Annotated in this window: 16 protein-coding genes and 1 pseudogene; 11 read left to right on the top strand and 6 right to left on the bottom strand. The window is 72.7% G+C overall.

All coding sequences use genetic code 11. From position 1 onward, the window contains the following. Positions 1–10: 10 nt before the first annotated feature. Both CP976_RS25620 and CP976_RS25615 read left to right on the top strand, forming a co-directional pair. Positions 11–1,330: a glycosyltransferase gene (locus CP976_RS25620; protein ID WP_150482473.1), complete on the top strand. Its 1,320-nt coding sequence runs from the start codon at positions 11–13 to the stop codon at positions 1,328–1,330. A gap of 143 nt (positions 1,331–1,473) precedes the next feature. Further along, positions 1,474–2,229 carry a polysaccharide deacetylase family protein gene (locus tag CP976_RS25615; RefSeq protein ID WP_150482472.1) on the top strand — a complete coding sequence of 252 codons (756 nt, stop codon included), beginning with the start codon at positions 1,474–1,476 and terminating at the stop codon, positions 2,227–2,229. Positions 2,230–2,241: 12 nt separating this feature from the next. Here the strand turns inward: CP976_RS25615 and CP976_RS25610 are convergent, their stop codons facing one another. From CP976_RS25610 to CP976_RS25590, 5 genes are all read right to left on the bottom strand, one after another. Continuing rightward, on the bottom strand, positions 2,242–3,393 hold the full coding sequence (locus CP976_RS25610; RefSeq protein WP_229876230.1) for a glycosyl hydrolase: 1,152 nt from the start codon (positions 3,391–3,393) through the stop codon (positions 2,242–2,244). Next, the gene (locus CP976_RS25605) at positions 3,390–3,830 is read right to left on the bottom strand and encodes a hypothetical protein (RefSeq protein WP_150482471.1); all 441 of its coding nucleotides are present in this window, start codon (positions 3,828–3,830) and stop codon (positions 3,390–3,392) included. Before CP976_RS25605 ends, CP976_RS25610 begins: the two co-directional genes overlap by 4 nt. Then, positions 3,827–5,641, bottom strand: coding sequence for a glycosyltransferase (locus CP976_RS25600; protein WP_150482470.1), 1,815 nt, complete (start codon positions 5,639–5,641; stop codon positions 3,827–3,829). The genes CP976_RS25605 and CP976_RS25600 overlap by 4 nt, the downstream gene beginning before the upstream one ends. 186 nt (positions 5,642–5,827) lie before the next feature. Continuing rightward, the gene (locus CP976_RS25595; protein ID WP_150482469.1) at positions 5,828–8,218 is read right to left on the bottom strand and encodes a lipopolysaccharide biosynthesis protein; all 2,391 of its coding nucleotides are present in this window, start codon (positions 8,216–8,218) and stop codon (positions 5,828–5,830) included. Next, entirely contained in the window at positions 8,211–9,470 is a 1,260-nt protein-coding gene (locus CP976_RS25590) for a DegT/DnrJ/EryC1/StrS family aminotransferase (protein ID WP_150482468.1), read from the bottom strand. The genes CP976_RS25595 and CP976_RS25590 overlap by 8 nt, the downstream gene beginning before the upstream one ends. Before the next feature lie 310 nt (positions 9,471–9,780). On the opposite strand from CP976_RS25590, the gene fahA reads away from it, so the two are divergent. From fahA to CP976_RS25550, 8 genes are all read left to right on the top strand, one after another. Next, entirely contained in the window at positions 9,781–10,992 is a 1,212-nt protein-coding gene (gene fahA, locus CP976_RS25585) for a fumarylacetoacetase (protein ID WP_150482467.1), read from the top strand. Between the two features lie 263 nt (positions 10,993–11,255). Beyond that, a complete protein-coding gene (locus tag CP976_RS25580) occupies positions 11,256–12,194 on the top strand; it encodes a M56 family metallopeptidase (protein WP_150482466.1) in 939 nt (312 codons plus the stop codon). Positions 12,195–12,414: 220 nt separating this feature from the next. Next, positions 12,415–13,203 carry a GntR family transcriptional regulator gene (locus CP976_RS25575; RefSeq protein ID WP_190147004.1) on the top strand — a complete coding sequence of 263 codons (789 nt, stop codon included), beginning with the start codon at positions 12,415–12,417 and terminating at the stop codon, positions 13,201–13,203. 33 nt (positions 13,204–13,236) lie between these two features. After that, a complete protein-coding gene (locus CP976_RS25570) occupies positions 13,237–13,464 on the top strand; it encodes a 4Fe-4S dicluster domain-containing protein (RefSeq protein ID WP_037669921.1) in 228 nt (75 codons plus the stop codon). Positions 13,465–13,494: 30 nt separating this feature from the next. Next, positions 13,495–14,841, top strand: coding sequence for an ABC transporter substrate-binding protein (locus CP976_RS25565; RefSeq protein WP_150485504.1), 1,347 nt, complete (start codon positions 13,495–13,497; stop codon positions 14,839–14,841). Next, on the top strand, positions 14,838–15,716 hold the full coding sequence (locus CP976_RS25560) for an ABC transporter permease (protein WP_150482464.1): 879 nt from the start codon (positions 14,838–14,840) through the stop codon (positions 15,714–15,716). Before CP976_RS25565 ends, CP976_RS25560 begins: the two co-directional genes overlap by 4 nt. After that, positions 15,700–16,497, top strand: coding sequence for an ABC transporter ATP-binding protein (locus CP976_RS25555; protein WP_190147003.1), 798 nt, complete (start codon positions 15,700–15,702; stop codon positions 16,495–16,497). The genes CP976_RS25560 and CP976_RS25555 overlap by 17 nt, the downstream gene beginning before the upstream one ends. 11 nt (positions 16,498–16,508) lie before the next feature. Further along, positions 16,509–19,331, top strand: coding sequence for a fumarate reductase/succinate dehydrogenase flavoprotein subunit (locus CP976_RS25550; RefSeq protein ID WP_229876227.1), 2,823 nt, complete (start codon positions 16,509–16,511; stop codon positions 19,329–19,331). A 43-nt stretch (positions 19,332–19,374) separates the two neighbouring features. Here CP976_RS25550 and recQ read toward each other — a convergent pair whose 3' ends face one another. Continuing rightward, positions 19,375–21,474 carry a DNA helicase RecQ gene (recQ, locus tag CP976_RS25545; RefSeq protein ID WP_190147006.1) on the bottom strand — a complete coding sequence of 700 codons (2,100 nt, stop codon included), beginning with the start codon at positions 21,472–21,474 and terminating at the stop codon, positions 19,375–19,377. A gap of 178 nt (positions 21,475–21,652) precedes the next feature. Here recQ and CP976_RS25540 point away from each other — a divergent pair. Continuing rightward, positions 21,653–21,904: pseudogene (locus tag CP976_RS25540) on the top strand (Uma2 family endonuclease); the annotation flags it as partial. Between the last annotated feature and the right edge of the window lie 70 nt (positions 21,905–21,974).

Raw genomic sequence — 21,974 nt, 5'->3', positions numbered from 1 at the left:
GGGTGGGCGCATGGCGCGTTCGGCACGTGTGCAGGAGGAGATACGGCGGTTCCTGGACATCGGGGCGGTGCAGGTCGCCGAGCTGGACCTCGACGGCGACGAGGCGGTGCTCAGACCGGGCCCGGGGAGTCCACCGGTGACGCACGGCGAGGTGTTCGTGCTGGTCAGGCGGGGTGGGCGGCCCGTGGGGACGTTGCTCGCGCGAGTGCCGGAGGGGGCGGACGCGAAGTCCGTGCTCGCGGCGCGGGCGCGGGTGGAGTGTGCGCCGGCGCCCGCGCCCGCTCGTGGACCCGGGGCAGCCGGTGACCCCGGGGAAGCCGGCGAGTCCGGGGAGCCGCCGTACACGAGTGCCGTCATCGCGACCCGGGAGCGTGCCGGGCAGCTGGCCCGGGCGCTGGACTCGCTGCTGGCGCAGGACCATCCGCGGTTCGAGATCGTGGTCGTGGACAACGCTCCCGTGACGAGCGAGACGCGGGAGCTGGTCGAGCGGAAGTACGCCGAGCGCGTGCGGTACGTCCGCGAGCCGGTGCCCGGCCTCGCGGTCGCGCACAACACGGGGCTCGCGGCCGCGCGGGGCGAGGTGGTCGCCTTCACGGACGACGACGTGGTCGCCGATCCGCGCTGGCTGACCGAGCTGACCGCGCCCTTCGCCGCCGACCCCGCACTGGGGTGCAGCACCGGGCTGATCCTGCCCGCGCGGCTGACCACCCCGGCCCAGGTGCTGCTGGAGAGCCACGGCGGCTTCGCGAAAGGCTTCACTCCAAGGACGTACGACCCGGCGCGTCCCCCGGGCGACGAGCCGCTGTTCCCGTTCACGGCGGGGCGGTTCGGCTCGGGCGCCAACATGGCGTTCCGTACGGCCGTGCTGCGTGAGGTCGGCGGTTTTGACCCGGCCACCGGTGCCGGGACGGCCGCCCGGGGCGGCGACGACCTCTACGGCTTCGTCCGCGTCCTCGCCCAGGGCCACCGCCTGCGCTACACCCCGCACGCCCTGGTCTGGCACCACCACCGGGAGACCTGGCGGGACCTGGAGACGCAGGCGTACGGCTACGGCGCCGGACTCACCGCCTATCTCACCGCAGTGCTCGTGAACCGCCCGGCGCTGCTGCCGGCGTTCCTCGCGCGGCTGCCCCGGGGCCTCGCCCACGCCCGCGCGCTGACCGCCGTACGCGAGACGCAGGGCGGCGGGGCGCCGGGCGACCACGACGTGCGGACGCATCCGTGGCCGCGGCGGCTGTCGCGGTTGCAGCGCAGGGGGATGGTGTACGGGCCTGTCGGCTATCTGCGCGCGCGGCGGGCGCTGCGCGCGCGTGTTGAGGGGGCGAGATGAGGACGTCTGCACGCACGCACGGGGAGGGGCAAGGGGACGGCAGAGGCCGGGCGGAGCGGGGTGCGCAGGACGGTGAGGGGCCGATATCGCCACCGGGTGCGGCCGGTTCCCCGGCCATCCCGGTCTTCCTGTACCACTCCGTGATGGACGACCCGCCCGACTGGATCGCCGAGTTCACGGTCACGCCGAAGCAGTTCGCCGCGCATCTCGACGCCGTGGTCCGCAGCGGCCGTACGCCCGTCACGATCAGCACGATCGCCGACCACCTGGCCGGGCGCGCACCCCTGCCGCCCCGGCCCGTGCTGCTCACCTTCGACGACGGCTTCGCCGATCTGCCCGGCCCCACCGCCGAGGCGCTGGCCGAGCGTGCGCTGCCCGCCACCGCCTATCTCACCACCGGCGCCATCGCCCCGGGCGGCCGCAGTCTGCTGCCGCCCGCGCCGATGATGACCCTGGACCGGGCGGCGGAGCTGGAACGTTACGGCATGGAGATCGGCAGCCACACGGTCACGCACGCACAGCTCGACACCCTTTCCGGCAAGGAGCTGGCGTACGAACTGCGCTCGTCGAAGGCCGTGCTGGAGGACGCCCTCGGGCACGAGGTCCGCCATCTCGCCTATCCGCACGGCTACAACAGCCCGCGCGTGCGGGCGATGTCGGCCCGGGCCGGCTACGAGACGGCGACCGCCGTGCGGCACGCGCTCAGCTCCGACCGTGACGAGCGCTACCGCATCGCCCGGCTCATCGTCCGGCGCACCCACACCGTCGCCGACGTCGAGGGCTGGCTGGCGGGTGCGGGCGCCCGGGTCGCGCCGTACCGGGACGGGCCGAAGACGATCGGGTGGCGCTGGTACCGGCGGGCCCGCGCGGTGGTGCGCGGGCCCGAGTTCGCGGGCTGATCCCTGCCTGAGCTACGTGAGCGGCTGGTTGAAGTAGGGGTCGGCGACGGCCTTGCGCAGGCTGTCCCAGGCCGCGTCGTTCGCCAGGGCCAGGTTGCAGTGCGGTCCGGGGTCGCGGTAGTTCCACTGGAGGGCGGCCTTGACGCCCTCCAGGCCCTTCAGCACCCCGGGCACCTGCGCGTACCACTCGGCCTGCCGCTGCGGGCGGGCCGAGTCCGCGGCGGTGCCGAACTCCGAGAGCATCAGCGGCTTGTCGTCGGAGATGTTCTTACGGATCCACTCGTGCGCGGCGTGCTGCGTCTGCGCGAAGCTGAGCCAGCCGGTCTTGTGGCAGCGGTAGTAGTTGTACTGGTTGTAGCCGACCCAGTCGACGTACTGGTCGCCGGGATACATGGCCTTCATCTCGTCGGCGTTCTCGAGGTAGCCGGTGGTGATCCACGTCCACACCACGTTGTCGACGCCCAGTTCGCGGAACCGGTCGTGGATGTGCCGGTACGCCTTCACGTACTCGGCGGGGGTGCCGTTGTCCGGGGTGCGGGTGTCCATCTCCAGGTCGAAGGAGAGGAACACCTTCTTGCCGTAGTCCTTGATGCGCTCGGCCTGGACGTCGATGACGGTTCTGTCCAGCTCGCCGGAGGCGATCTGCTTCCAGGTCGGCTGCTGCTTCTTCGTGCCGCCCCACCACTTGCTCTCCCAGGACAGCAGCAGCAGGTGGTCCTCGCCGACGCGCTGTTCCTCCGGGGTGAGCAGCTGGCCCTCCCGGCGGGTGCCCTCGGGCAGGGACATGTCGTGGTACGTGTACACGATGTCGAGCTCCCGGCCGACGCGCTTCTCGTAGGCGCGGACCTTCTCCGGCAGGTCGTTCCTCTCGTGCGGCACGAACGCCCCGAACCAGGCGCCGCAGGGCGGCTCCAGGAGCGCCGTGGGGCGGCAGTCCGCCTTGGAACCGGCGGCTCCCGGGTCCGGCCCGGAGGCGTTCCGGAGGGCGAGTACGCCGACCAGGACCGTGCTGACGATCGTGGCGGACGTGATCAGCAGACGGCGCCGGCTCGATGTGAACGGGCCGGCGGACGGCTGCTCCTCGTGCGGCTGGGGCCTCCTGCGGTGCTGTCCGGTCGTGGTCGGCTTGCGGCGAAAGGGACGGTGGGGACGGTTGAACCTCACGGAGCAGAACCTTTCGGTGTCCTCGGTGTCGTCCTCGGCGGCGGGGAGGCGCGCAGCGGCGGACAGAACGCGGCGAGTGTGGTCAGCAGCGTCAGCGTCAGCAGCAGCCGTTGCGCGCTGAAGGTGTGCGTGGCGATCAGCACGGTCGCGACGAGCATCACGGCGCCGATGCTCAGGAACACCACCAGCATCAGCCGCTCCAGCAGGTCGGAGTGGCGGGCGAAGTCCGGGGCCCGGCGCTCGACGGGCCCTTCGGCCGGCCGCGCCCCCAGCGCGGGGGCGCAGACTCTGACCACGGCCGCGCCCGGGCCTGCTGCCAGGAAGAGGACGACGGCGGCGCCCCGCAGCGGCGATCCGCCGGGCAGCGCGAGCGCGGCTAGCGCGAGCCAGCCGCCGAACGGCGGCAGCATCCGGACCACGAGTTCCTGCGGTGTCATCGCTCCGCTCCCCCGCCCTGCTTCAGTACGTAGAGCCATCCGGCGCCGTTCTCCGCCACGAGCTGGAACCGTGGTGAGGCGGCGACGGACTTCTGTATCCGGTCCAGCTGCGCCTCGTCGAGCTGTCCGTTCATCTCGGAGTTGGCCAGCTGTCCCTGGGTGAGCAGGAAGTAGGCCCGGGCCGGCCGCTCGACCCCGGCCATGTCACTGGCGAGGGTGGCGGCCGGATCCTTGACGATCCGGTCGACGTGGCTGCGGGCGTCGTCGAGGAACCAGTAGTGGTCGACGCTCCAGTAGGAGGCGTACGCGAGGGGGTAGTTGCGGTTGGCGGCCACGACGAGCGAGCCGTCGGGCGCCTGGTCGAAGAGCTGCCGTACGAGGGCCACTTCCTGCGGCGGGAAGTAGTTGATCCGGTCCTTGCCCGAGTAGGCCGGGACGAAGGCCAGGGTTCCGCCGAGCAGTGCGGCCAGCCCCACCCATGTGCCGATCCCCCGGCCGCGGCCCTTCACGGGCGCGGCCTGCCGGCCGGCGGCCTCCTTCGCCGCGGCGTCGGCGGCCAGCGTACGGACCTTGGGCAGCAGCGCGGCCGCGGCGAAGAACGCGGCGCCGGGCAGCATGAACAGCAGCACCCGGAAGATCATCTCGCTGCCGTAGCTGCTCGCCGCGAACATCGGCAGCGGGGCAGCGGCGATCAGCAGCAGGGGCCGGGCCCGGTGCCGCAGCACCCGCTGGCGCAGGACTCCGAGGGCCGCGAGCAGCAGGACGGATCCGGACAGCAGCCGGGCCGCCCAGGAGGTCGCGATCGCTCCGGTGCCGGTGGGCGTGGCGCCGTACCCCGTCTCCACGTTGGCGCCGACGTCGCCGACGGAGCGGATCATGTCCGGCATCGCCGCGGACAGGAAGGGCAGCGCGGCCGTGAGACACCAGGCCAGGAAGATCACGACGGTCGTGACCACCGGGACCCAGTCGCGGTAGCGGCGGCTGAGGCACAGGGCGAGCAGGCAGACGACCAGCATGCCCGGCGTGAGCTGGTGGGAGATGACGATCGCCGTGATCATGACGGTGAGCACCACCGTCCACACGGCCTGCCGGGGCCGTCCGCGCTGCCCGGCGGACCGGCCGAAGCGGCGCAGGACCACGGCCAGGACGCCGACGTGCAGCGCGTAGGCCACGGACTGGGGGGAGAAGTAGTCCTGCCCGACCCAGTTGGCGACGTAGAAGAGCCAGACCGCCGTCCAGATCAGCCGCCGGTCCTCCGTGAAGGTGCGGTAGATCAGCAGCAGCGGGATCAGCAGCAGCAGGCTGGAGACCAGGGGCCACCAGGCCATGAACATCGCCGCCGAGTCCACGCCCAGCAGCCGCATCAGGGCGGCCTGCGCGGCGAAGAAGCCGGGCCACTGGTCGTACACCGCCATGTCGCCGACCTGGTCGGCCGTTTGCAGACCGCCCGCCGTCAGCAGATGGTCGATGACCGCCTCGTGCTTCCACGCCCAGGCGTACAGCGGGGTCGGGTAGACCACGGCCTGCGTCACCCGCTCCATCACCAGCAGCCCGAGGACGTACGCCGCCGCCCAGGCGCCCGGCCGGCGCGGGTCGCGGACCGTGAACCAGAACCCGGTCGTGAGCACTGCCAGACCGGCCCAGAAGGTGGGGTGCAGCGCGGTGACCAGCCCGTAGTCGTCGAGCCGCGAGACGTCGGTGTGCCGCACGGCGTACGCCCACAGGGCGAGCGCGAGGAGCAGCGGAACGCCGGGCCAGGCCGGAGCGCGCCGCCCGGACCGGGCAGGGGGCAGGTCGGACAGGTCCGTCACGGGCTCATGGGCGGGGCTCGACGACTCCGAGGAGGAGGGGCTGGAGGACTGGCTGGAGGCTTCGGGGCTGCTGCCGGGGGTGCTCTCGCCGTCCCGTGCGGGTGTGGGTTCCGGCGTGGATCTCTCCCTCGGAGTTACTGGCGGACGCACGGTGGTTCCCCCTGGCGGTTCGGCTCTGGAGCTTGATCAGTCGCTGGATCGGCCGTTCGGCCTTCTGCGGTGCGGTAGGGCCGTGGCCGACTCGGCGTGGCGGCGGACCGGCAGGAGCAGGACGAGTACGGCGAGAACGGCAAGTACGGCGAGCAGGGGCGGCGCGACCGGTGCGAGCGCCTCACGCCACACCCAGCCGCCGACCGCGACCAGATACAGAACCCCCCAGCGCCCCGGCCACGGCAGCCGTCCGCCCGCGCTCGCGAGCAGCAGCCACAGCGGTACGAGGCACAGCAGCTGGCAGACCGGCGGCGCCCAGCGAAGCAGCGGCTCGGGCCCGTCGAGCCCCACCGCGTCCGCGAGGAAGCCGGCCGTCTTCACATACAACGCCCCGTCCACCGGCCGCGGTTCCCGTCCGAGCGCGACCGGTGCGGCGTACAGGGCGAGCAGGGCGGCGTACAGCGCCGTGCCGGGCAGCCACGGGTCGCGCCGGGTGCACAGCGTGATGGCGGCGACGAACACCACGAGCAGCAGGCCTCCCGCGGTGAGCGACGGCAGCGGCAGGCCCTCCAGCAGCTGACGTCCCGTCAGTGCCGCTTCGGTGGCACCGTCGAGCCAGGGCAGGTCGCGCAACGGCGCCCAGAAGAAGACGGTGGCGACGCCGAGCAGGCTCCAGAGGGCACCTCTCAGCCGCCGCTCCCGGGTGTCGTCCTCGGCACCGGCGGTTCCCTCGTACCCGTCGGTCTCCTCGTAGGCGGCGGGTCCCTCGCGCTGGGGTGCTCTCGGCTCCCCGAGGCCGTCGCGGTCCTCGCCCGCATCCACCGTCTCGACGGCGTGGGCCTCGTCGGCGCTCGTGCCCTTCTCCGCGGCATCCGGACGATGCGGCCCGTCCGGATGGTGCGGCCGTACGATCAGCGCCAGCGTGTCCGCCTGGAGCGCCTCGCGTTCGTATCCGGGACGCCCTATGAACAACGTGACCGTGTCCTCGTCGCCCTCCTTGGGCTGGTACGCGGCCCGGCGGGCCCAGGTCGTGCCGTACCCGGCGGTGGCGTTCAGTTTCGCCCAGCGGGTGCCGTAGGAGGGATCGGCGGGCGTACGGGCCGCGGGGGCGCTGTCGTTGCGCCGCAGTGCCGCGCGCAGCCCGGCCGTGGAGACGACGGCGATCAGCGTCATGCTCAGCAGCACCGCCCAGCCGGCGCCCGCGATCCCGGCCGGAGTGAACAGCACGGCCGCGCTGCCCAGCACCAGGACGCACATGGCGCCTTGGAGCGCGGCGAGCACACCCGTGCGCCCCTGCACGCGCAGTACGCCGATGTACAGCTCCACCACCACCCGCGGCAGCGCGCCGAGGGCGAGCAGCCGCAGCACGGTCGAGCCGTGCTCGGCGTAGTCCGGACTGAAGGGCGTGAGGATGTAGGGGGCGAAGAGGACCAGCACCAGCACGACCGGGACCAGCAGCAGCGTCATGCGCCGCAGGGCGCCCCGGACTCCGTCGGCGAGCTGTCGCGGGTCGTGGGAGGCGTGCGCGGTGAGGGACGAGGCCATGTTGATGGCCATGAACTCCATCGTGCCGCCGACGGTGTACGCCACGTAGAAGTAGCCGTTCTCCGCGGCGCTGAAGCGGACGGCGACCATCACCGGCAGCAGGTTGATCATCGCCAGGCTGAACAGCGCGCCCAGCGAGTCCCCGGCCAGGAAGCGGCCCATGTCGCGGAATTTCGGGGGCTCCTTGTCGCGCTCGAGTTCGGCCTGGCGGGGGATGAGCCGACGGAAGATCAGCCAGCCCAGCGGCAGCGTGGAGAAGGCGATCGCGACGGCCCAGGAGACGAAGATGCCGAGGACGGGCAGCGTGCCGGCGAAGACGGCCAGCAGGACCAGCTTCCCGACCGAGAACACCGCGTTCCCGGCCGGCACCCACTCCGCCTTGCGCAGCCCGGTGAGCACCCCGTCCTGGAGCGTGAGCAGCGCCCAGGCCACGCACGCCGCGACGAACACCGCGCCCGCCATGGGCGTGCCCAGGGGGGCGTACGACGCACCCCACGCGTCGAGCGTGAGCAGGAAGACGGCGGCGGCGAGCGCCACGATCAGCGAGCTGGCCGCGTACGTGCCCCACACCAGACGCCCGGTCTCCCGTCCCGCGCGCGGGACGAACCGGACCACGGCGCCGATCATCGTCGTCGCCGTGATGCTGGCGAGCAGCCGCATCGCGGCGATGGCGGCGGAACCCTGGCCGACGGCCTCCTCGGAGTAGTAGCGGGCGGCCACCAGCCAGAACCCCAGGCCCAGTACGGCGGACACGCCGGTGCTGAGCATGAGGAAGTACGCGTTCTTGAACAGCGAGTCGTGCGTGTGCTCGTCGACGGCGGGTTTCGGTCCCCCGCCGTCGGCGCGCGTGGTGGCGGGCTCGTGCACCTGGATCTCAGCCACGGGACTGATCCAGCCTCCCCGATGCCGGCCCGCCGCGGGGTGGTTCACCCGGCGCCTCGACCGGCCGTGCCCCGGACCGCTCCAGCACCTCGACGACCGTCCGGGCCCGCAGCGGGTCCACGGGCAGCGCGTGCCGCGCGAACCAGCGGGCCGCCTCGGGGGCCGGTGAGGGGTCGGTGAACTCCGCGCCGGCGTAGTCGTCCAGGGGCGGGTCGTAGAGGTAGCCGACGACGACCCCCTGCCGTGCCAGCGCGGCGATCGCCGCGTCCCGGTCAGCCACGAACAGCGGGACGCGGAACAACGGCTGGGTGCCGTACGCGTCACGCGGCTTGGCCCAGGGCGTGGACAGCAGCAGCTCCGTGCCCGCCCGGCAGGCGTCCAGCACGTCGTCCAGCCGGTCGAGTTTGTGCCCGATGCGCCGCAGCCGCAGCCGGCCGGACTCCTGGCGGTAGTCGTGCATGTCGACGCGCACCCAGGGATGGTGGGCGTCGAGCCCGGGCGCCCGGCGGGCGGCGCGCGTGAGTTCGTCCGGGCGCAGCGGCATCCGGATCTCCTCGCGGTCCGCCAGTCCCAGCAGCCGGATCGCGGCCCAGGCGGCACGCCGCAGCCGCAGCCCGCGCACCGCCGCCTCCGCGTACGGCCGGATCGCGTAGGCGAGTTCGGAGCTCGGACGGCGCGGTGCGAGCAGTCCCGCGCAGGTCTTCTCCACCGCCTCCCGCAGCCCCGGGTCGGCGAGGGAGAGCATGCCTCCGGCCTTGGCCCCGACATGCTTGGACAGGCTGAATACGGAGGCGTCCCCCCACGCCCCGACCGGCCGGTCCCCCACCCGGCTGCCGATGGCGTGCGCCGCGTCCTCGAACAGCGGGATCCCCAGCGCGTCGCACTTCTGCCTGAGGCGCGGCGCCGGATCCGGGTTCCCGTACAGGTTCGTCGTGAGCACGGCCGACACCGATCTCCACGTCCCGTCCGGCACGGCATCGATGTCGATGGACGCGTCGAGCGGGTTCAACGGCGCCTGCACCGGGCGCAGTCCGGCCGCGAGCACGACGAAGAAGATGACGTCGTCGTTGACCGGCGACATCAGCACCCGCCCGCCGGGCGGGCACCAGTGGCGCAGCGCCACGTAGAGCCCCAACCGGCATGACGGTACATACACACATTCCCGGCCGAGCCGCACGCGCATGGTCTCTTCCAGCCGTTTGAGCTGCGAACCATGCCGTACCGAGCCCGGACCGGCCTCCCCAATGGCCATCCGCCCCCCTGGTGTGCCGTCGGAACGCCCCCTCCCCGAGGCCTTCCGGCACCCGCCCAGAGTCGCCCCGTTCGCACCGCTCCGTCAAGATTGCGTCGCGTCCTGTGGATAACTTCCGGCACGTACGAATGGGGCGTCCCGTCCGCCGCGCCGGAGTCGCACCGTCCGGTCCCACCGCGGCCCACCTGCCCCGTTCGCCCGTATCCGCCTCCTCGGACACTGCCCAGGACCGGTGTGCCACCCGTAACGTGTGGCACGACCACGAACACGTGGCGACGACATGGCACACCCGAAAGCGAGGCAGCACCCGATGCCCCCCTTCGATGTCCCCGAGGGCGACCCCTTCGGTCCGCACAACCTGCCGTACGGCGTGTTCTCCCTCCCCGGTTCCTCCCACCGGACCGTGGGCGTCCGGCTCGGCGACCACGTGCTGGACGCCGGCGCGGCGGCCCACGCCCTCGGCTCCCCGTACGCCTCCCTGCTCGCGCGGCCGACCCTCAACCCGCTGCTGGCCGCCGGCCGCACCGCCTGGTCGGACGTACGCCGGGCGCTGACGGCCTGGGTGTCCGTGCCGTCCCACCGCGAGACCGTCGAACCGATGTTCCACCCCCTGTCCTCGGTGACACTGCACCTCCCCTTCGAGGTCGCGGACTACGTCGACTTCTACGCCTCCGAGAACCACGCCCGGAACGTCGGCCGGATCTTCCGCCCCGACGCCGAGGACTCCTTGACCCCCAACTGGAAGCACCTGCCGATCGGCTACCACGGCCGCTCCGGCACGGTCGTCGTCTCGGGCACGGACGTCGTACGCCCCTCCGGCCAGCGCAAGGCGCCCGCGGACCCGGCCCCCGTCTTCGGCCCGTCCGTCCGCCTGGACATCGAGGCGGAGGTCGGCTTCGTGGTCGGCGTGCCGTCCCGGATGGGCCAGCCGGTGTCTCTCGACGACTTCCGCGAGCACGTCTTCGGTCTCTGCCTCCTCAACGACTGGTCCGCGCGCGACATCCAGGCCTGGGAGTACGTCCCGCTCGGCCCCTTCCTCGGCAAGTCCTTCGCCACGTCGGTGTCGGCATGGATCACCCCGCTGGACGCCCTGGAGGAGGCCCGGGTGGCCCCGCCGGCCCGCACTCACGAGCTGCTGCCCTACCTGGACGACAGCGGCGAGGAACCCGGCGGCTACGACCTGCGGATCACCGTCGCCGTGAACGGCCACGTCGTCTCCGAGCCGCCGTTCTCCACCATGTACTGGACGGCCGCCCAGCAACTGGCCCACATGACCGTCAACGGCGCCTCCCTGCGCACCGGCGACCTGTACGGCTCGGGCACGGTCAGCGGCCCGGCGGACCGTGAGCGCGGCTCCCTCCTCGAACTGACCTGGAACGGCCGCGACCCGCTCGAACTCCCCGACGGCAAGCGGACGTTCCTGGAGGACGGCGACGTGGTGACCCTGTCGGCCTGGGCGCCGGGGCCGGACGGTGTGCGGGTGGGGCTGGGCGAGGTGACGGGGCGGGTGGTGCCGGCCTGACGGCGCTCCGGACTCCCCATAGGGCCCCGGTTCTGGCCGACAGTCGCCCCTCCCGGCGCTTCTGATGCCGCTCGGCTCCTGACTCACACCGCCCGGCACCGTCATACTGGGCATCGGGCGGTGTGCCCGCACGCGCGCGGTGCACGGCACGTTCGGGGCGCTCGCCGGTGTGCACTTCAGCCGCGTCACCGGTGCGCTCGGCAGCCGCCCTCCCCCGCACGACCCGTAGCCGCCCCTCTTCCGACCGACCGGAGCCCGTGGCCATGACTGTCTGCCTGCTCCTGCTGAGCGTTGTCGCCGTGACGGCCGCCGTACCCGTTCCCCGTGCGCTGACCCGGGCCGACTGGCCCGAGCGGGAACCGGTGGTCGCGCTGTGGGTGTGGCAGTGCCTGGTCGCCACCGTCCTGCTGTGCTGCGTGACGGCACTCGCCCTGGGCGCCGCCGCCGTCTTCGGCACCGTCCGCGCCCAGCTCTTCGCCCCGGCGCCGCCCGCGGTGACGGCGGCGTACGACCTGTCCACCGCCCCGCCCGGGGCGGCCGCCCTCACCCTGCTGCTGGCCTGCGGTGCCGCCTGGACGACCGCGATGCTCGCGCGTGAACTCGTCGAGGCGCGCCGGCGCCGCGCCCAGGCCCGTGCCCACCTCCGCGAACGCGCCCCCGACCTGCCCGCCGGACTGCCCGCCGCCCGCGGCCCCCTCCTGGTCCTGGAGGACGAATACCCCGACGCCTGGTGGATGCCCGGCAGTCCGCCCCAGCTGATCGTCACCACGGGCGCCCTGCACCGCCTCACGGACCACCAGCTCGACGCCGTCCTCACCCACGAGCGCGGCCACGCCCGCGCCCGCCACGACTGGCTGCTGCACCTGTCCACCGCCCTGGCCACCGGTTTCCCCCGCGTCCCGCTGTTCGCCCACTTCTGCGACCAGACGCACCGCCTGGTCGAACTGGCCGCCGACGACACGGCGTCCCGCCGCTGCGGCCACCTGACCACGGCCCTGGCCCTGATCGAGCTCAACCAGCACCGCGGCGTCCTGTCCTGCGCCTCCAGCCACCGCCTGCTGGGCGAGCGGGTCGACCGGCTCCTGGAACCGCCGCCCCGGCTCGGCCGCCGGCACCGGGCCCTGACGACCACCACGGCCGCACTCGTACCGCTGCTGCCCCTGCTGATCGTGTTCGCGCCGGGTCTGACTGCCCTGTCGTAGCCGGACGGCACCGGTTGCCGGTGGCGGATCTCTGACACAGCCGTACCGGACCGGCGGTCGGTGGCGGATCTCTGACACAGCCGTACCGGACCGGCGGTCGGTGGCGGATCTCATCACCGATCCGCCGAAAGCCCAGCTCACCGACCGAACCGGTCACACTCCCGATGGCGCAACATTCCCGCAACACCACTTTTCCTATCGGATAGGTATGGTCCGAGCCATGCCCAGTGACCGCATCCGAGACCACGCCGGACAGGGAGCCGCGACCACCGTCGCCGCCCACCGCGCGCGGCGCCGGCTGCGCGCCGACCGGGCCCGGCAACTGGCCGACCTGCTCCGCCGGCAGTTGCTCGCCGGGGCCTTCCCCGAGGGCACGCTCCCTCACGAGTCGACCCTCGCCGCCGACTACGGCACCAGCCGCAACACGGTCCGCGAGGCTCTCGACCTGCTGCGGGCCGAGGGCCTGGTGGAGCGCCAGCCCGGCGTCGGAACCGTGGTCGTGGCCCACAAGTACCCCCACGGCCTCGACCGCCTGATGGGCCTCGCGGAGACCCTCCGCGAACACGGCCGGGTCACCAACGAGGTCCGCACGATGGGCCCCGCCCCGGCACCCGCGCCGGTCGCCGAACGTCTTCACCTCGCGCCCGGCACCGACGTCCTCTGCATCGAGCGCCTGCGCCGCCTCAACGGCCTGCCCCTGTCCCTCGACCTCACCTACATCCCCCTCGACATCGGCACCGGACTGCTCGGCGCCGACCTGGAGAACACCGACGTCTTCCGCCTTCTGGAAGCCGTCACCGGACAAGCCCTCGGCCACGCCGAGATCACCCTGGAAGCGGTCAGCGCGGATCCCCACTCGGCAACCGTGCTCGAGGCCCCGCGCGGCGCCGCCGTCCTCATGCTGGAACGCCTCACCCACCTCGCGGACGGCCGGCCGGTCGACCTGGAGTTCATCCGCTTCCGCGGCGACCGCATCACCATGAGCGGCCTGCTGCACCGGTCCCAGTAACCAACCCGCTCGCGCAGATTCCTGGAGACAGCCATGACCTTGGCGCCCCAGCGGGCCGACGTGCCCGTGACCATCGACGAGTCGAAGTGCATCGACGGCTGCACGCTCTGCGTGGACATGTGCCCGCTGGACTCCCTCGCCATCGACGAGCGGAACGGCAAGGCCTACATGCATGTCGACGAGTGCTGGTACTGCGGCCCGTGCGCGGCCCGCTGCCCCACCGGAGCCGTCACGGTCAACATGCCCTATCTGCTCCGGTGAGAGGCCCGAACTCCCATGTCCCGAACCTCCCTGAAACGCACAGCGGTCGCCGTCTCCGCGATCGTCCTCCTGCTCCCGCTGAGCGCCTGCGGCGGTGACGCCGAGGCCGGCAGCGGCTCCACGGTCACCGTCACCGTCGGCTACCAGTCCCGGACGATCAACACCGTCACGGCGGGCACCCTCCTCCGCTCCCTCGGCTCCTTCGAGAAGCAGCTCAACGCCCTGCACGACGGCGTCCGCTACAAGGTGGACTGGCAGGACTACGCCACCGGCGCGCCCATCACCGCCCAGATGACCGCGGGGAAGATCGACATCGGCTCGATGGGCGACTTCCCGCTGCTCATCAACGCCGCCCGCGGCAAGCAGCTGAACAGCCCGACCCGGCTGGTCTCGGTCACCGGCTACAACCTGCGCGGTGGCCTCAACACCATCGTCACCGCGCCCGGTTCGAAGCTGGGCTCGCTGAAGGACCTGAAGGGCCAGAAGGTCTCCACGAGCGTCGGCTCGGCCGCCGACGGCACCCTCGTACGGGCTCTCCAGCGTGCCGGCATCGACCCGGACAGCGGCATCGAGAAGCTCAACCAGCAGCCTTCGGTCGGCGCGTCCGCCCTGGCGGCGGGCAGCACGGACGCGCTGTCGCAGTTCGTCGCCTGGCCCGGCCTGCTCGCCTACCAGGGCAAGGCGAAGGCGATCTACGACGGCGCCCGGCTGAACCTGCCTACCTTCCACGGCGTCACCGCCCGCGAGGACTTCGCGCAGGAACGCCCGGCCGTGCTGCAGGCGTTCCTGAAGGCCCAGGCGGAGGCGACCGACTACCTGAACGAGCACCCGGTGGACGCAGCCGAGAAGGTCGCGAAGGCGACCGGCCTGCCCGCCGAGGTCGTCTACCTCTACAACGGCGCTCACGGCATCGCCACCTTCGACCCGGCGATCAAGCCGCAGCTCGTCTCCGCGCTGAAGCAGGACGTCTCGGTCCTCAAGTCGGCGAAACTCACCGGCGACGTGGACGTGGACTCCTTCGTCGACGACCAGTACGTGAAGAAGGCCCTCGGAGCGAAGGCGTACGCCGAGCGTCTCGCCACGAAGCCGGCACCGGCCGCGAGCGAGGCCTGGCCCAAGGGCGCCTCGAAGACCGTCACCTTCACATCCCCCTCCGAACTGCTGCGTTACGTCGCCGGGCACCGCGACGGTCTCCGGGCCGCCTACGTCCCCGACACCACCACCGGCACCCTCTGGTTCGCCGACAAGGCCGTGTGGGTGGCCGACGGCGGCAAACTGCTGCCCTTCGTCGCCCCCGACACCGCGCAGGCGTACGTCGCCGGGCACGGCGGGGCGCGTGTCGTCTCCTACGCCGACGCTCTGGAGCGGGCCTCGTGAAGCGGTATGTGCTCCGGGTGATCTCGCTGGCCGCCGCCCTCGCCCTGTGGCAGGCACTGACCAGCCTGAATGTCGACCTGTGGCTGCGCTTCTCGCAGTTCCCGACGGTCACCGAGGTGGCCCGGGCCTTCGCCGCCCGGCTGTCCGGGCCGGACTACTGGACGGACCTCACCGACAGCCTCATCCGGATCCTCACCGGATTCCTGCTGGCCGCCGTCCTGGGCGTGGCCACGGGCGTGCTCGTGGCCCGCTCGCGTCTCGCCGAGGACCTGCTCGGCCCGGTGCTGGAGGTGATCCGCCCGGTCCCGGCCATCGCGCTCGTCCCCGTCGCGATCCTGCTCTTCCCGTCCAACGAACAGGGCATCGTCTTCATCACCTGCACCGCCGCCTTCTTCCCGGTCCTGGTCTCCACCCGGCACGCGGTGCGCGCCCTGACCCCCATGTGGGAGGAGGCGGTGCGCACCATGGGCGGCGGCCGATGGCGGATCCTCGGCTCCGTCGTCCTGCCGGGCGCGCTGCCCGGCGTGTTCGGCGGCCTGTCCGTCGGCATCGGCGTGTCGTGGATCTGTGTGATCTCCGCCGAGATGATCTCCGGCCAGTACGGGGTCGGCTACCGGACCTGGCAGGACTACACCGTCGTCGACTACCCGGGGGTGTTCGTCGGCATGGTCACCATCGGCGTGCTCGGCTGGGTCACCTCCACGGCCGTGGAACTGCTGGGCCGCCGCCTCACCCGCTGGCTGCCCCGCACCGCGTACGCCCCGGGCGCCCGGCCGCCCGGGCCCGCCCGGTCCGTGAAGCCCGCGCCGACCGCCCCCGCCGCCGTACCCGGCGGTCCCGCATCCGAGGAGGCACGCGATGAGCACCTCGTCTGAGACCGTCCTGAGCACCTCGCCCGACGCCATCGCCGCGGGCGGCGCGGTCCACGGCACCCGGCTCGCCCTGTCCGGCGCCTCCCTCGGCCGCCCCGGCGCGCCCGCCCTGGACGGCGTCGACCTGGACATCGCCCCCGGCGAGATCCTCACGGTCGTCGGCCCCTCCGGCTGCGGCAAGTCGACCCTCCTGCGCACCCTGGCCGGCCTGCTGCCGCTGCTCGCCGGGGAGATCACCCAGGACGGGAGCCCGCTGACCGGTCCCTCGGCCGACCGCGCCCTGGTCTTCCAGGAGGACGCCCTGCTCCCCTGGCGCACCCTGCGCGCCAACGTCGAACTCCCCCTCGCCATCCGCGGCGTGCCCCGCGCCGAGCGCCGGGAACAGGCCCAGGCCTGGCTGGAGCGGGTCGGACTCGGCACGCAGGCACGGCAGTTGCCGCACCGGGTCTCCGGCGGCCAGCGCCAGCGCGTCCAGCTGGCCCGCGCCCTGGCCGCAGGCCCCCGCGCCGTCCTGATGGACGAGCCGTTCGGCGCGCTCGACGCGCAGACCCGCGCGGGCATGCAGGGACTGCTGGTCGAGGTGCTGCACGGCACCGGCGCGACCGTCGTCTTCGTCACCCACGACGTGGACGAGGCGCTCTTCCTCGGCGACCGCGTCGCCCTGCTCGGCGCGGGCGGCCTCGTCGCCGTACGGGACGTGCCCCGCCCGCGCGACCGGGGCGCGCACGACGACCCTGCGCGCCTGGCCCTGCGGCGCGACGTCCTCACCTCGCTCGGTACGTGAAAGGCACCCCGGTGACCACCTCCGTGAACCGCCCTGCGGACACCCCCCTGGCCGTCCCGTCCCTCACCGACGCCGAGGAACTGACCTGCGACGTCCTCGTCATCGGCGGCGGCACCGCCGGCACCATGGCGGCCCTGACCGCCGCCGAGCACGGCGCGAACGTGCTGCTCCTGGAGAAAGCCCACGTCCGCCACTCCGGCGCGCTCGCCATGGGCATGGACGGCGTCAACAACGCGGTCATCCCGGGCCGCGCCGAACCCGACGACTACGTCGCCGAGATCACCCGCGCCAACGACGGCATCGTCGACCAGTCCACCGTCCGCCAGACCGCCACCCGCGGCTTCGCCATGGTGCAGCGGCTCGAGTCGTACGGCGTGAAGTTCGAGAAGGACGAGCACGGTGACTACGCGGTCCGCCAGGTCCACCGCTCCGGCTCCTACGTCCTGCCGATGCCGGAGGGCAAGGACGTCAAGAAGGTCCTCTACCGGCAACTGCGGCGGCGCGAGATGCGGGAGAGGATCCGCATCGAGAACCGGGTGATGCCGGTGCGCGTGCTCAGGTCCGGGGGCCGGGCCGTGGGGGCGGCCGGCTTCAACACGCGCACAGGGCGGTTCGTCCAGGTCCGCGCCGGTGCGGTGATCCTCGCGACGGGCGCCTGCGGCCGCCTCGGCCTGCCCGCCTCCGGCTACCTCTACGGCACCTACGAGAACCCCACCAACGCGGGCGACGGCTACGCCATGGCCTACCACGCGGGCGCCGAGCTCACCGGCATCGAGTGCTTCCAGATCAACCCGCTGATCAAGGACTACAACGGCCCGGCCTGCGCCTATGTCGCCAACCCCTTCGGCGGTTACCAGGTCAACCGGCACGGTGAACGCTTCGTCGACTCCGACTACTGGTCCGGCCAGATGATGGCCGAGTTCGCGGCGGAGGTGGCGTCCGACCGGGGTCCGGTCTACCTGAAGCTGAGCCATCTCCCCGAGGAGTCCGTCTCCGCCCTGGAGACGATCCTCCACTCGACCGAACGCCCGACCCGCGGCACCTTCCACTCCGGCCGCGGCCACGACTACCGCACCCACGACGTCGAGATGCACATCTCCGAGATCGGCCTGTGCGGCGGCCACTCCGCTTCCGGCGTCCGAGTGGACGACCATGCCCGCACGACCGTCCCCCGCCTGTACGCGGCCGGCGACCTGGCCTGCGTCCCGCACAACTACATGATCGGCGCGTTCGTCTTCGGCGACCTGGCCGGCGCGGACGCGTCCCAGTACTCGGCGTACGAAGGGGAGTTGCCCGGTGAGCAGCTCCGGGAGGCGCACGAGTTGATCTACCGTCCGCTGCGCAACCCCGACGGCCCGCCGCAGCCCCAGGTCGAGTACAAGCTGCGCCGCTTCGTGAACGACTACGTGGCTCCGCCGAAGTCCGGTGCCCGCCTGTCGCTGGCCCTGGAGGCGTTCGAGCGGATGCGCGCCGACATCGCCGCGATGGGCGCCCGCACCGCGCACGAGCTGATGCGCTGCGCGGAGGTGACCTTCATCCGCGACTGCGCGGAGATGGCCGCGCGGTCCTCCCTGGCCCGGACGGAGTCCCGCTGGGGCCTCTACCACGACCGTCTCGACCATCCCGCGCGCGACGACGCGTCCTGGTTCCACCATCTCGATCTGCACAAGTCCCCCTCTGGTGCGATGGAGTTCACGGCCCGTCCCGTGGCTCCCTATCTCGTTCCGGTCGACGGCTTCACGCCCGTCGGCGGGCTGTCCCGTTCCCTCGGCGAGGTCCACGCCGAGGACGTGGCGACGGCGGGGTCGCGGGTTGTGGCGCCGGTGGCGGCCGGGGCCGGAGCGGACGACTCCGAGCAGGGGCGAACTGCGGATGAGCGGTACGAGCCCTCCGCTCCCGCCCCGGAGCAGTCCTCCGCCCGCCTGCTCGAACTCGTCGCGCTCGCCGATGAGGAGCCCGAACTCGCCGCCCTGCAGCCGTACCTGAGCGACCCCGTGCCCGCGGTCCGGCGGGAGGCGGTCGCCGTGCTCACCGAGACGCTGCCGCCGGGAACCGGCTCCGCCCTCGCCGCCGCCCTGCGCGACACCGCCGCCGAGGTCCGTGCCACCGCGGCCGCCTCACTGCGCGAGCTCGTCGAGACACTCCCGCCGGAGCCCGAGCTGCGCGACGGCCTCGCCGCCGCCCTGGCCGAGCCCGACCCGGTCGTCCGCACCGCCGCGCTGGACGTCCTGCGTGCCCTGCGCCTCGGCGACGTCGACCTGTTCGCGGACGCCCTGGCCGACTCCGACACAGCCGTCCGTATCGAGGCCGTGCGCGCGCTTGTGTCGGTCGACGCCGCCGGCGAACTGGCCCGGGCGGCGGTCACCGACCCGTCTCGCGAGGTCCGGGTGACGATCGCCAAGGGGCTGGCCACCGTGGGTGCGGAGCGGCTTGCGGATGACCTTCCGCCGAACTCCGACCCTGGCGCCGACCTGATCGCCGCGGCCCTCACCGCCCTGCTCGACGACCCCGACGCCCTGGTACGCGCGGCGGCCTACGGAGCACTGGGCACCACCGGCTGCCCTGCGTCCCTCACCGAGCGCGCCGTGGCCGCCCTGTCCGAGCAGGCCTGGCAGGTGCGGGCCGGAGCCGCCACGGCCCTGTCCGTCATCGACCCCGAGGTGGCCGTCCCCGCCCTCGCCAAGGCCCTCGCGGACGCCAACGCCGATGTCCGCAAGGCCGCCGTCCTGGCACTGACCCGGCACCGCGCCACCGAGGAGGCCCGCGCGGCCCTCGCGACGGCGACGTCGGACTCCGACGCGGATGTCAGGGCGTACGCGGCACGGGCGTTGTGACCGGCCCGGCTCGCCACTCCCCGTGACTGGCCGGAGCCCGGCTCTATATCCAGTCGTCGGGCTCCGGCTCCGCGTCCATCTCCGGCCAGTGGTCCGGCTCCCCCGCGTCCTGACCGGCGGCGGAGGGAGCCGGAGCCTGGCCGGACGCCTGGGCCGAGGGTGAGCCGCCCGCAGGAGCAGAGCCTGAGGGCCCACCCAGCGACGCGAGGACCTCCAGCACGCCTTCCCCGTACGTCGTGAGCTTCTTCTCCCCCACCCCGCTGATCCCGCCGAGCTCGGCCACGGAGCTCGGCCACACCGTGGCGATCTCCCGCAGCGTGGCGTCGTGGAAGATGACGTACGCCGGTACGCCCTGCTCGCGAGCCTGCTCGGCCCGCCAGGCGCGCAGTGCCTCGAAGGCCGGCAGCAGTTCCTCGGGCAGCTCGGCGGCGGCCGTCCTGCTCTTGCGCTCGCCCCGCCCGGAGCCCGAGGACCCCGACGCTCCCGACCGGGAGGTCACCGGCTTCTTCGGCTCCTTCCGCAGCGGCACTTCCCGCTCCCGCCGCAGCACCTCGCCGCTGGCCTCGGTCAGCACCAGCGTGCCGTACTCACCCTCCACCGCGAGCAGCCCCTGGGCCAGCAACTGCCGGATCACACCGCGCCATTCGACCTCGGTCAGCTCCTCGCCGATGCCGAACACCGACAGCTGGTCGTGGTCGAACTGGATCACCTTGGCGGTCCGCTTGCCCAGCAGGATGTCGACGATCTGCACCGCGCCGAACTTCTGCCCGCGCTCCCGCTGGAGCCGCACCACCGTCGAGAGCACCTTCTGCGCCGCGACCGTGCCGTCCCAGGTCTCCGGCGGGGTCAGGCAGGTATCGCAGTTGCCGCAGGCAGGCTGGTCCGGGTCCTGGCCGAAGTAGGCGAGGAGCTGGCCCCGGCGGCACTGGGCCGTCTCGCACAGCGCCAGCATCGAGTCCAGGTGGGCCTGGGCCCGCCGCCGGAACGCCTCGTCGCCCTCGCCCGACTGGATCAGCTTGCGCTGCTGTATGACGTCGTTCAGCCCGTAGGCCATCCAGGCCGTCGACGGCAGCCCGTCACGCCCCGCCCGGCCCGTCTCCTGGTAGTAGCCCTCGACCGACTTGGGCAGGTCGAGGTGGGCGACGAAACGTACGTCCGGCTTGTCGATGCCCATTCCGAAGGCGATGGTCGCCACCACAACCAGACCGTCCTCCCGCAGGAAGCGGGACTGGTGGGCCGCGCGCGTACCCGCGTCCAGCCCCGCGTGGTACGGCACCGCCTCGATGCCGTTGCGGCTGAGGAACTCGGCGGTCTTCTCGACCGAGTTGCGCGAAAGGCAGTAGACGATGCCCGCGTCGCCCGCGTGCTCCTCGCGCAGGAAGCTCAGCAACTGCTTCTTCGGGTCGGCCTTCGGCACGATCCGGTACTGGATGTTGGGCCGGTCGAAGCTCGCCACGAAGTGCCGGGCCGACGGCATGTTCAGCCGCTCGGTGATCTCCTGGTGCGTCGCGTGCGTGGCCGTCGCCGTGAGCGCGATCCGCGGTACGTCCGGCCAGCGCTCGCCGAGCAGCGACAGCGACAGGTAGTCCGGCCGGAAGTCGTGGCCCCACTGGGAGACGCAGTGCGCCTCGTCGATCGCGAAGACGGAGATCTTCCCACGGGAGAGCAGGTCGAGCGTGTTCTCCAGCCGCAGCCGCTCCGGCGCCAGGTAGACCAGGTCCAGCTCGCCGGCGAGGAACTCGGCCTCCACCATCCGCCGCTCGTCGAAGTCCTGCGTGGAGTTCATGAACCCGGCCCGCACGCCCAGCGCCCGCAGCGCGTTCACCTGGTCCTGCATCAAGGCGATGAGCGGGGAGACGACCACACCCGTACCGGGCCTGACCAGGGACGGGACCTGATAGCAGAGGGACTTGCCGGCGCCGGTCGGCATGAGCACGACCGCGTCGCCGCCCGCGACCACGTGCTCGATGACCGCTTCCTGCTCGCCGCGGAAGGCCTCGTATCCGAAGACCCGGTGCAGCGTGGCCAGCGCCTCGCTCGCCTCGGCACCGAGGGGCCCGGCGGGGCCCCTGCCCGCACCGGTCCCGCTGCCGGTCACCGCGTCCAGTTCCGTCATCACACCCGTCCCGCCCGTAGCGCCCATCGTTCCGTCCCCCGTGCGTCCCGCCTCGACCACTGCGTCCACCATAGGCGCCCGCACCGACAGCCCCGGAGTTATCCACAGGCCGCCCCGAACGCCTGCGTCAAGGACACGATCGTCGTTCACACGTTCGCGGGAGACCCTGCCCGTTTCCGCCCGATAGTCTGAAAGACCCAGCGACATCGAGGTCGTCTCGGCGGAGTCCGTCTCCCGGGACCGCGAGACCAAGCCGCTGAAGTACGCCCGGGCCCCCCACTACTGGCGTGTGGAGAACGAGAAGGGCCTCGCCGCCGTGCACGCCTTCGAGCTGGAGCCCAGCACCGGCGCGTACACCGGCACCGGGATCTTCCGTGAGCGGATGAAGGTCAGCGCCCCGTTCCCCGTGGATCTGGATCTCACCGGCATCAAACCGCGTCGCCAGAGCGGCGAGTAACCGCCACGACGCACAGGACAGCGGCCCGGCACCCCCTGAGGGGAAGCCGGGCCGCTGTCTCGTGGCAAGC

The sequence above is a fragment of the Streptomyces coeruleorubidus genome, from assembly GCF_008705135.1.
Lineage (GTDB): Bacteria > Actinomycetota > Actinomycetes > Streptomycetales > Streptomycetaceae > Streptomyces > Streptomyces coeruleofuscus.
This window is presented reverse-complemented; position numbering and strand designations above follow the sequence as displayed.

Bases quoted from the DNA above. Each gene is read 5' to 3' on its own strand.
- CP976_RS25620 (WP_150482473.1), top strand. From the start codon at position 11: ATGGCGCGTTCGGCACGTGTGCAGGAGGAGATACGGCGGTTCCTGGAC.
- CP976_RS25615 (WP_150482472.1), top strand. From the start codon at position 1,474: ATGGACGACCCGCCCGACTGGATCGCCGAGTTCACGGTCACGCCGAAG.
- CP976_RS25605 (WP_150482471.1), bottom strand. From the start codon at position 3,830: ATGACACCGCAGGAACTCGTGGTCCGGATGCTGCCGCCGTTCGGCGGC.
- CP976_RS25590 (WP_150482468.1), bottom strand. From the start codon at position 9,470: ATGGCCATTGGGGAGGCCGGTCCGGGCTCGGTACGGCATGGTTCGCAG.
- fahA (WP_150482467.1), top strand. From the start codon at position 9,781: ATGCCCCCCTTCGATGTCCCCGAGGGCGACCCCTTCGGTCCGCACAAC.
- CP976_RS25580 (WP_150482466.1), top strand. From the start codon at position 11,256: ATGACTGTCTGCCTGCTCCTGCTGAGCGTTGTCGCCGTGACGGCCGCC.
- CP976_RS25575 (WP_190147004.1), top strand. From the start codon at position 12,415: ATGCCCAGTGACCGCATCCGAGACCACGCCGGACAGGGAGCCGCGACC.
- CP976_RS25570 (WP_037669921.1), top strand. From the start codon at position 13,237: ATGACCTTGGCGCCCCAGCGGGCCGACGTGCCCGTGACCATCGACGAG.
- CP976_RS25555 (WP_190147003.1), top strand. From the start codon at position 15,700: ATGAGCACCTCGTCTGAGACCGTCCTGAGCACCTCGCCCGACGCCATC.
- recQ (WP_190147006.1), bottom strand. From the start codon at position 21,474: ATGGGCGCTACGGGCGGGACGGGTGTGATGACGGAACTGGACGCGGTG.